The 9,221-nt window shown below is 41.2% G+C and carries 8 protein-coding genes, 16 tRNA genes and 1 pseudogene; 3 read left to right on the plus strand and 22 right to left on the minus strand.

The window, feature by feature from the left end; genetic code table 11:
• Positions 1-99 precede the first annotated feature (99 nt).
• Positions 100-990 carry a cation diffusion facilitator family transporter gene (locus O3601_RS09045; RefSeq protein WP_371472644.1) on the minus strand — a complete coding sequence of 297 codons (891 nt, stop codon included), beginning with the start codon at positions 988-990 and terminating at the stop codon, positions 100-102.
• 130 nt (positions 991-1,120) lie between these two features.
• Here O3601_RS09045 and O3601_RS09050 point away from each other — a divergent pair, with 130 nt between their 5' ends.
• Both O3601_RS09050 and O3601_RS09055 read left to right on the plus strand, forming a co-directional pair.
• Positions 1,121-1,675: a TetR/AcrR family transcriptional regulator gene (locus tag O3601_RS09050; RefSeq protein ID WP_371472646.1), complete on the plus strand. Its 555-nt coding sequence runs from the start codon at positions 1,121-1,123 to the stop codon at positions 1,673-1,675.
• Between the two features lie 26 nt (positions 1,676-1,701).
• Complete coding sequence (locus O3601_RS09055) at positions 1,702-2,034, plus strand: glucuronide permease (protein ID WP_371472647.1); 333 nt, start codon at positions 1,702-1,704, stop codon at positions 2,032-2,034.
• Between the two features lie 90 nt (positions 2,035-2,124).
• Here the strand turns inward: O3601_RS09055 and O3601_RS09060 are convergent, their stop codons facing one another.
• The 5 genes and pseudogenes from O3601_RS09060 to O3601_RS09080 all read right to left on the minus strand — a co-directional run bounded on the left by O3601_RS09060 (position 2,125) and on the right by O3601_RS09080 (position 6,388).
• Positions 2,125-3,645 carry an ABC transporter permease/substrate-binding protein gene (locus O3601_RS09060; protein WP_371472650.1) on the minus strand — a complete coding sequence of 507 codons (1,521 nt, stop codon included), beginning with the start codon at positions 3,643-3,645 and terminating at the stop codon, positions 2,125-2,127.
• Positions 3,638-4,366 carry an ATP-binding cassette domain-containing protein gene (locus O3601_RS09065; protein WP_371472652.1) on the minus strand — a complete coding sequence of 243 codons (729 nt, stop codon included), beginning with the start codon at positions 4,364-4,366 and terminating at the stop codon, positions 3,638-3,640. Before O3601_RS09065 ends, O3601_RS09060 begins: the two co-directional genes overlap by 8 nt.
• A 14-nt stretch (positions 4,367-4,380) precedes the next feature.
• Positions 4,381-4,572 (minus strand): annotated as a pseudogene (locus tag O3601_RS09070) (polyketide cyclase); the annotation flags it as partial.
• Between the two features lie 34 nt (positions 4,573-4,606).
• The gene (locus O3601_RS09075) at positions 4,607-5,050 is read right to left on the minus strand and encodes a MarR family winged helix-turn-helix transcriptional regulator (protein WP_371472655.1); all 444 of its coding nucleotides are present in this window, start codon (positions 5,048-5,050) and stop codon (positions 4,607-4,609) included.
• 144 nt (positions 5,051-5,194) lie between these two features.
• Positions 5,195-6,388 carry an O-antigen ligase family protein gene (locus O3601_RS09080; RefSeq protein WP_371472658.1) on the minus strand — a complete coding sequence of 398 codons (1,194 nt, stop codon included), beginning with the start codon at positions 6,386-6,388 and terminating at the stop codon, positions 5,195-5,197.
• Positions 6,389-6,671: 283 nt separating this feature from the next.
• Between O3601_RS09080 and birA the strand changes: the two genes are divergently transcribed.
• Positions 6,672-7,607 (plus strand): bifunctional biotin--[acetyl-CoA-carboxylase] ligase/biotin operon repressor BirA, encoded by a 936-nt coding sequence (gene birA / locus O3601_RS09085; protein ID WP_371472661.1) that lies wholly within the window; start codon positions 6,672-6,674, stop codon positions 7,605-7,607.
• Positions 7,608-7,790: 183 nt separating this feature from the next.
• On the opposite strand, the gene O3601_RS09090 is transcribed toward birA, so the two are convergent.
• From O3601_RS09090 to O3601_RS09165, 16 genes are all read right to left on the minus strand, one after another.
• A tRNA-Ser gene (locus tag O3601_RS09090) sits at positions 7,791-7,878 on the minus strand.
• A gap of 6 nt (positions 7,879-7,884) precedes the next feature.
• Positions 7,885-7,958: transfer RNA gene (locus O3601_RS09095), tRNA-Ile, on the minus strand.
• 34 nt (positions 7,959-7,992) lie between these two features.
• Positions 7,993-8,063, minus strand: a tRNA-Gly gene (locus tag O3601_RS09100).
• Positions 8,064-8,083: 20 nt separating this feature from the next.
• Positions 8,084-8,156 (minus strand) — tRNA-Phe (locus O3601_RS09105).
• Positions 8,157-8,159: 3 nt separating this feature from the next.
• Positions 8,160-8,233, minus strand: a tRNA-Met gene (locus O3601_RS09110).
• Positions 8,234-8,243: 10 nt separating this feature from the next.
• Positions 8,244-8,333, minus strand: a tRNA-Ser gene (locus tag O3601_RS09115).
• Between the two features lie 12 nt (positions 8,334-8,345).
• A tRNA-Ile gene (locus tag O3601_RS09120) sits at positions 8,346-8,419 on the minus strand.
• Positions 8,420-8,432: 13 nt separating this feature from the next.
• Positions 8,433-8,506, minus strand: a tRNA-Met gene (locus O3601_RS09125).
• Positions 8,507-8,511: 5 nt separating this feature from the next.
• A tRNA-Pro gene (locus O3601_RS09130) sits at positions 8,512-8,585 on the minus strand.
• A gap of 15 nt (positions 8,586-8,600) precedes the next feature.
• A tRNA-Arg gene (locus tag O3601_RS09135) sits at positions 8,601-8,674 on the minus strand.
• 11 nt (positions 8,675-8,685) lie between these two features.
• Positions 8,686-8,771 (minus strand) — tRNA-Leu (locus O3601_RS09140).
• Between the two features lie 7 nt (positions 8,772-8,778).
• Positions 8,779-8,850, minus strand: a tRNA-Gly gene (locus O3601_RS09145).
• 22 nt (positions 8,851-8,872) lie between these two features.
• Positions 8,873-8,945 (minus strand) — tRNA-Thr (locus O3601_RS09150).
• Between the two features lie 18 nt (positions 8,946-8,963).
• Positions 8,964-9,045, minus strand: a tRNA-Leu gene (locus tag O3601_RS09155).
• 5 nt (positions 9,046-9,050) lie between these two features.
• Positions 9,051-9,123 (minus strand) — tRNA-Lys (locus tag O3601_RS09160).
• A 24-nt stretch (positions 9,124-9,147) separates the two neighbouring features.
• A tRNA-Asp gene (locus O3601_RS09165) sits at positions 9,148-9,220 on the minus strand.
• Between the last annotated feature and the right edge of the window lies 1 nt (position 9,221).

A 9,221-nucleotide genomic window follows, 5' to 3' on the forward strand; every position in this document is an offset into this window, starting at 1 on the left:
GTGAGCTAGAGTTGTGAAGTTAAAGCGCTCCTTAGACAAAGCACTGAAATTGGATAAAAAATAAAGAACCGATTTTTGATGTGATCGGCTCTTTATACCTTAATGATAGTGTTCAGATAAGTGTTTGTTATCTTGGACCCTCCGCCTATGTTGCGCATGACTGCTTTGACTGCTGTCCACTTCAATAGTGATATTCTGCACGCCTCTTTCTTCTAAAAATTGACGCACTGCTTCTTTAGTTTTCATCATCTGCTCCCAGTTCTCGATACAGATATGAACAATGGCGTCATTTTCTAGACCATCCATAGACCAAATACTGAGTTGATTAACACTTTTAACATTAGCTAGCACTGCTAACTCTTTCTCTAGCTCGGCAGTCTCGATCCCTTCAGGCACAGCATCTAAGAAAATCTTAAGTGTTGACCAAAAGCGAGGAATGGCTTTCCAGAGGATAAAACTAGAAATTAAAAGAGACAAGAGTGGATCAAGAAAGTACCAATCTGTCACATACAAAACACCAGCAACCAGAATGACCGCTAGCCAACCTAGAATATCCTCTAAAAAATGCAAGGTCAGGATAGCTTCGTTCTTGGTCCGCCCCTTACGAACAATCAGACTAGCCAAGAGATTGATAAGAATCGCAATAACTCCCAACCACAGCATCCCTTGGTAGTTGACAGGCTGAGGGGATAGGAGGCGAGGAATATTCTCCAAGAGCATCATGACAGATCCTGCCAAAAGGATCAAGGCAGTCAGCATGGCGCCTAGCAGACTGAAGCGTTTGTAGCCAAGAGTGTAACGTTTATCTTCCTGACGATTGGAAATAGTTTCCAAATAGGCTGATAAGCCTATGGCAAGAGCATCGCCCAAATCATGAACCGCATCCGCTAATACAGCACTTGAATTGAAGATGCCCCCAAAAATAAATTCGACAACAGAAAATGATAGATTCAAGAAAAAGGCTAGCCAGATAGATGTTTTAGAACTCATTTCTCTCCCTCCTTTGGTATAATAGGTATATATACTTCTTTCATTTGTATTATCTAATAAAATCCAAAGAAAGGATAGAAGCAAACTGTCAGCCTTGTTCAGTTCTGAATAGTTTGCCTCAAGTGTCTATATGCAAAAAAGAGATCGTCGGGTTAGTAAGACGAAAAAAGCCATTTATCAAGCTTTTCTACAAGTTTTGAACAACAAGGGCTATGATGCCACTACTGTCCAAGATATCATTTACTTGGCAGATGTTGGTCGCTCGACTTTTTACTGTCACTACGAGAGCAAGGAACTGCTTTTAGATGAGCTCTGTCGCTACCTCTTTCATCATCTCTTTGAAAGGGAAGAACACTTGACTACAGAAGACTACCTCGCACATATCTTTTTACATTTTCAAAAAAACCAAGACCATGTAACCAGTCTTCTTTTTTCCAAAAACGACTACTTTCTCCGCCAACTACACAAGGAACTCGAACACCATGTTTACCCCATGGTAGCGGAGGATTTGCAAGAGACCTATCCGAACATACCGGCCTCCTACCTCAAACATTTTGTAGTAACCAATTTTATCGAAACACTGACCTGGTGGCTAAAAAAAGGAAAATCTTATACAGAAGACCAAGTAGTGAGATTTTACTTAGATGTGATTGAGATGACTTCTACAAAATCACTCGAAATTTAATCCTGTCACGAAGAAAGGAATCAACCATGTTAACTTCTATTATCCTAGGAATTCTGACGATTGTATTGGCTCTTATTTTCTCCCTCCTTCATCTCGCGGCAGCTTTCGCAGCTATGAAAGAAAAAAATTACTGTCAAGGGAATATGTGTATCTTGGTAGGGAGCTGGCTCACCTCACTAGCTCTTGCTATCTTTTTCTTTGTCCCGCTTGCAACTGTCGTCTTATGGATAGTGGGATCTAGCATCATCTGCTACGGTGCTTACTGGAATGGGCGACACCAAGAAAGTCAAAACATATCGCACCACATTATAAGGGGCACACTAGCGGCTTTGATTGCGCTCTTGTTTATCTTACTCTAACATTAAAAATCCCATCTCGAATTATAGACGAGATGGGATTTTGTCTGTTGAAGAAAGTGGCTAGTGGCTGCCTCTGACTTTCCTCTCCATTTATTTCTTCAACAAACCTTGTTCTTGCAGAAATTCCTTGGCTACTTGTTCTGCTGACTTGCCTTCGACACCCACTTGATAGTTAAGTTGGCTCATCTGACTTTCTGTAATCTTACCAGCCAATTTATTAAGAACTCTTTCCAACTCTGGATGTTTCTTGAGAAGAGCTTCTTTCATCAGTGGTGCCCCTTGATAAGGCGGGAAGAGTTGTTTGTCATCTTCCAAGACCTGTAAATCATAACGCTCCAATTCTGCATCAGTCGAATAGGCGTCCGTGATTTGAATATCACCTGACTGAATAGCCTGATAGCGAAGAGCTGGCTCCATAGTCGCTACATTTAGATTGAGACCATACATTGATTGCAAGCCCTTATTTCCATCTTCACGGTCATTAAACTCAAGTGTAAAGCCTGCCTTCAGCTGCCCTTCCACTTTTTTCAAATCCGAAATGGTCTTCAAACCATATTCTTGAGCAATCTTTTTCGGAACAGCTACAGCATAGGTATTTTGATAAGACATAGGTTTGAGATAGGCTAGATGATCCTGCTTGGCAATGCCATCACGCGCCACCTGATAAACCTGGTCTGGTTCATGACTCACCTTGGGTGATGGTTGAAGCAAACTTTCAGTCACCGTACCAGTAAATTCAGGATAGATATCAATATCCCCCTTTTTCAGAGCTTCATAGAGGAAACTTGTCTTCCCAAAATTCGGTTTAACAGTCGCAGTCATACTGGTATTTTCTTCAATCAGTAACTTATACATATTAGCCAAAATTTCTGGTTCTGGTCCCAATTTTCCAGCAATGACCAAGTTCTCTTTCTCTTTTTGAGCCAAAAGGGCTGGACTATAAGACAAACCAAGCAATATTGTCACCAAGGCAAAACCAGAAAAAATCGTCCGCAATTTTGCCTTTTCCATCACTTTTAGTAGGAAGTTAAAGGCAATAGCCAGCACTGCTGAAGAAAGGGCCCCGATCAAAATCAGACTGGCATTATTACGGTCAATTCCCAAAAGGATAAAGGAACCTAGTCCCCCTGCCCCAATCAAGGCCGCCAAGGTAGCCGTACCGATAATCAAGACGGCCGCCGTGCGAATCCCAGACATAATGACAGGCATGGCAAGTGGAATTTCAAACTTCTTGAGCCGCTCCCACCTGGTCATCCCAAAGGCAATCCCAGCCTCTTGCAGACTCGGATCAATTCCCTTCAGTCCAGTGATGGTATTTTGTAAAATCGGAAAGATCGCATAGATCACTAGAGATGTCAAGGCCGGCAAGGTTCCAATTCCCATCAAGGGGATAAAGAGCCCCAACAAGGCCAGAGACGGGATGGTCTGGAAAATCCCTGCAATCTGCAAAACCCAATCTGCCAACTTCTCATGATAGCGAAGATAAACAGCCAAGGGAATCGCGATAAAAATAGCTAGTAACAAGGTTAAAAGTGACAACTGCAAATGTTGAGATAGAGCTGTCAACCAATCACTAAAACGATCCTGAAAAGTTGCAATTAAATTAGTCATGAACACTACCTCCAAACAAGTCTGCAACAAAGTCTGTTGCAGGAGCTTTTAAAATAGTCTCAGAATTCGCCACCTGACGAATCTCTCCATCCTGCAAAACGGCAATACGGTCCGCCAATTTCAAAGCTTCATCCGTATCATGGGTCACAAAAATCGTTGTCATCCCAAACTCTTTATGCAATTCTTTAGTCAGAACCTGCAACTGCTTGCGAGAAATAGCATCCAAGGCTGAAAAAGGCTCATCCATGAGGAGAATATTAGGCTGACCAATCATAGCCCGTACAATACCGACCCGTTGCTGTTCTCCACCAGATAATTCACTAGGAAGTCGATGTCCATACTCAGCCACTGGTAAACCAACCTTAGCCAAAAGCTCTTCAGTTTTATTAGCAATTTCTTCCTTAGTCCAGCCCTTCATTTCAGGAATCAGGGCAATATTTTCCGCGACCGTTAGATTAGGAAAGAGAGCAATAGCCTGTAAAACATAACCAGTAGAGAGACGAAGTTCACGCTCATCATAATCTTTGATGCGCTTGCCATCCATATAAATATTTCCATCAGTTGGTTCCAAGAGGCGGTTAATCATCTTAATCATGGTCGTCTTACCTGACCCAGAAGGCCCAACTAAAACCATGAACTCCCCATTCTCAATCTGTAAATTGACATCTCTCAAGACATCTTTTTCTGTATAGCGTAGCGCTACATTCTTGTATTCAATCATTCTGTATCCTCAATTTAAAACTTCCCTTGATTGGTCAAGTTTTCTACCTTAGGCATGACTTCCTTATTGTCCCAATGCTCCACAATTTTCCCCTTTTCTAGACGGAAGATATCATACTGGGCATAGGCAACTCCACCAATCTGAGTCTGACCATAGCTAACCACATAGTTTCCTTGTCCTAAGAGTTTGAAAACAAAATCAAAAGTGGCCTTTACTTATAAACAGCTAATTTGCTCCATTTTAATCCTCATTTTCCTCCTCTTTCAGATTAGCCAAAATTCTTTCTTGAAAGGCTTCAAACTGACGAATTTCTTCCTCTGAAAATCCTTTGTAAAAGATCGTATCCAATTTCTGACTGACACGATGCCCCACTTCTTTCTGAGACTGCCCCAAGTCTGTTAAAACCAAATACTTCTTACGCTTATCTTCTCCACATGGACTAATAGTTACAAGATTTTGTTCCTCTAGCTTTTTAATCATAGTCGTCAGTGTATTATTAGCAAGCCCAGTTGCCAGAGCAATATCTGTCGCAGTTGCGCAGCCAGTTTCACTATTCCATAAAACCGCTAAAATCTTGCCCTGTTCACTCCGATAAAGAGCTTCAGGATCCCGACTAAGTAACTTTTGAAAAATCCGTCCACTCAACAAACGAATATGATGGGCTAGCAAATGACTATCTTTCATGGCACCTCCAATTTATTTCGATATCGAAATGAATAAAATAATTGTAACACTCATTATTCTAACTGTCAACTATTTCGGTTTAGAAATAATTTTTCCAAGTAAAAAATCTCCTACCCAAGGTAGAAGAATTTTAATCTTATAAACTTAATCCGTCATATCCGATACCAACGTTCGATGCTCCAACGGAATACTGCACATAACTAGCAAGAAAATGAAACCTGACTGAATCCAGAAGAGGGCCAAGTCAAAGATTCCATGCACAGCAACCACTGTAAGGAAAGACAGATAAAGACCGATAATCGGACGTTTCCCCGACTCCTGACTCATATCCATCATCAAGCGAACAGGAGCAACAGAAGACAAAACTAATAAAATAGTCCCCACAATTCCGTAACTCAGAATCGTATCGATATATAGACTGTGAGCATGTTCATGATAAGGAGCATTTATTCTAGGATAAGAGTGCATATAGGTCAATGGCCCCTCACCCCAAAAAGGATTTTGCTTAAACAAGGCCATCCCAGCATCCCAGATAGAAATTCGTTCTTCCATAGAAGAGTCTAAAGTCCCCATCCGAACTCCCAAATCACTAGAAAAGAGGAAGCTCAAGCCGATTGCGAAGACCCCAATACTAAGCCAAAAGGCCTTCCAGTTTTTAATGGTCGTAAAGAGATAGATGATTGCTCCAGCGATAATAGCAGGAAAGGCAGTTCGATTTTGAGTAAAGTTCAATCCAAAGAGATTCACAAAGCCTGCAAACACACAGAATACTTTCAACCAATTCAACTTGGTCGTTGTAAACAAATAGAAGGCAATCATGATACAGAAACAGCAAATAATTCCATAATAATTAGGATTAAAGAAGGTCACTTCTGCACGATTCTGATGCCAGACCTGCATATTGGGTGAAAGAAAAGCATAGTTGAATTTCTTCACAATTTGGAAATGTTCTAAACTCGCAAAAGCAGCTGATAATACGCTACCAAACAAGACGAGCTGCAAAATCAATCGAAAGAATTTATGTGATAAAATCGACTGATAGTGCAAAAAGAAAACAGTAAATAGAAAAATTCCTACTGAAGCTACGACTCCCATCCAATTTTGTGCAAAAACGGATATAACAGTACTATAGCCAAGAAAAAGAAGCAGCATCGGATGCTCCCCCATTTTCTGAAGAATACTTTTCATGTCTCCTGTAAAAATTAAACTGATAATATATAAACAGAATACAACTACAAAAAGATAAAAGGGTAAAAAGATACTCAGGATAATTCCCAATAAAATCAGCTCTCTACTAGACAACCCTTTCAGCTTTTCAATAAAGCCTATTGATTTCAAAATGAATCCTTTCTCTCCAAATCAGTTGATTCAGATAATAGTAAGCTACCCTTTATTGTACCACTTTTTTAGCAATTTGAAAACAAAGGAAACGCTTCCCTAGGTAAAAAAGCGAGCAAAAATACTGAGATTTCACAACTCAAGCTTAATGACTAGATTCACTCCAAAAAATCGTGCCGAAAATACTAGGCATATGTTAAAATAGTAGTAATAAAATAAAGATTAAAAGCAACTATCCAAACTATATTTAAATCATTTACAATTCCTAAAGAAAGGAAACACTATGAAATCCTACCAAGCCGTCTACCAAATTCTAGCTAAAGAAATCGATTATATCAGCGGAGAAAAAATTGCAGAAGAACTATCACTAACTCGAACATCAATTTGGAAAGCCATCAAGCGTTTAGAACAAGAAGGCATTGAAATTGATAGTATCAAAAACAAAGGCTATAAACTGGTGAATGGAGACCTTATTCTTCCAGAACTTCTAGAACAAAATCTTCCAATTAAAATCAGTTTTAAACACGAAACAAGATCAACACAACTCGATGCAAAAGAAGCAATTGATTTAGGGAATGAAGCAAACACCCTCTATCTAGCTTCCTATCAAACAGCAGGGCGTGGCCGTTTTCAACGCTCCTTCTACTCTCCTCAAGGTGGGATTTATATGACCCTCCATCTTAAACCAAATCTTCCATATGACCAATTACCATCCTACACACTACTTGTAGCAGGAGCTGTCTACAAAGCCATTAAGAACCTAACTTTAATAGATGTCGACATAAAATGGGTCAATGATATCTACCTAAACAATCATAAAATTGGAGGAATCCTCACTGAAGCAATGACCTCTGTAGAAACAGGCTTAGTCACAGATATCATTATTGGAGTAGGAATCAACTTTACTATTAATGATTTCCCACAAGAATTAAAAGAAAAAGCTGCTAGCTTATTTAAAACTACAGCTCCAATAACAAGGAATGAATTAATCATAGAAATCTGGCGTGCTTTCTTCGAAACACCAGCAGATGAGCTATTATACCTATATAAAAAACAGTCATTCGTTCTTGGAAAAGAAGTTACTTTCACACTGGATAAAAAAGACTACAAGGGACTTGCTAAAAATATCTCTGAAAATGGAAAGCTTTTGGTGCAATGTGATAACGGAAAAGAAATCTGGCTCAATAGCGGAGAAATTTCACTCAAGAGTTGGAAGTAATAATAAACTAGTACAACCATAAAATTAACAATATATAAAAATTTAGTATTTCTTCAGCCCTATACAGTTGACAAAGAGCGAAAAAAACTTCAGATAAGTAATCCAATTAAGTTTTACAAATCTGAAGTTTTTATTCTACTATTCTTAAAAATACAAAAAAAGAGTTATAAACTCTCAATAAAACGGAGAATAAGGGATTCGAACCCTTGCGCCAGTTACCCGACCTAACGATTTAGCAAACCGTCCTCTTCAGCCTCTTGAGTAATTCTCCAATTAATGGGCACGAGTGGACTCGAACCACCGACCTCACGCTTATCAGGCGTGCGCTCTAACCACCTGAGCTACGCGCCCAAGTTAAAAACTTGGTAATTTGAACAAAGTTCAAAGCGGGTGACGAGAATCGAACTCGCGACAACAGCTTGGAAGGCTGTAGTTTTACCACTAAACTACACCCGCATACATACTATAAGTAAAAATGGCGCGAGACGGAATCGAACCGCCGACACATGGAGCTTCAATCCATTGCTCTACCAACTGAGCTACCGAGCCTTATTGCGGGAGCAGGATTTGAACCTACGACCTTCGGGTTATGAGCCCGACGAGCTACCGAGCTGCTCCATCCCGCGTTAATACAAAAGGAGGATGTGGGATTCGAACCCACGCACGCTTTTACACGCCTGACGGTTTTCAAGACCGTTCCCTTCAGCCGGACTTGGGTAATCCTCCATACTATTTAAATGGACCTTGTAGGACTTGAACCTACGACCACTCGGTTATGAGCCGAGAGCTCTAACCAGCTGAGCTAAAGGTCCAACAAGATCATTATAGCGGCGAAGGGGATCGAACCCCCGACCTCCCGGGTATGAACCGGACGCTCTAGCCAGCTGAGCTACACCGCCATATATCGGGAAGACAGGATTCGAACCTGCGACACCTTGGTCCCAAACCAAGTACTCTACCAAGCTGAGCTACTTCCCGAGTTAAATAGAAAAATGCACCCTAGAGGAGTCGAACCTCTAACCGCCTGATTCGTAGTCAGGTACTCTATCCAGTTGAGCTAAGGGTGCTCATTATATTATGCCGAGGACCGGAATCGAACCGGTACGATCGTTACCAATCGCAGGATTTTAAGTCCTGTGCGTCTGCCAGTTCCGCCACCCCGGCCTCTCTAAGCGAACGACGGGATTCGAACCCGCGACCCCCACCTTGGCAAGGTGGTGTTCTACCACTGAACTACGTTCGCACTACTTTCTTCTATCTAAAAATGCCGGCTACATGACTTGAACACGCGACCCTCTGATTACAAATCAGATGCTCTACCAACTGAGCTAAGCCGGCTCATTTATTATATCTTAATGCGGGTTAAGGGACTTGAACCCCCACGCCGTTAAGCGCCAGATCCTAAATCTGGTGCGTCTGCCAATTCCGCCAAACCCGCAGATATGACCCGTACTGGGCTCGAACCAGTGACCCATTGATTAAAAGTCAATTGCTCTACCAACTGAGCTAACGAGTCTAAAATAACTTGCGTTATCTTAAACGGTCCCGACGGGAATCGAACCCGCGATCTTCGCCGTGACAGGGCGACGTGATAACCGCTACACTACGGGACCT

The sequence above is a fragment of the Streptococcus sp. 20925_1_69 genome (assembly GCF_041432365.1).
Lineage (GTDB): Bacteria > Bacillota > Bacilli > Lactobacillales > Streptococcaceae > Streptococcus.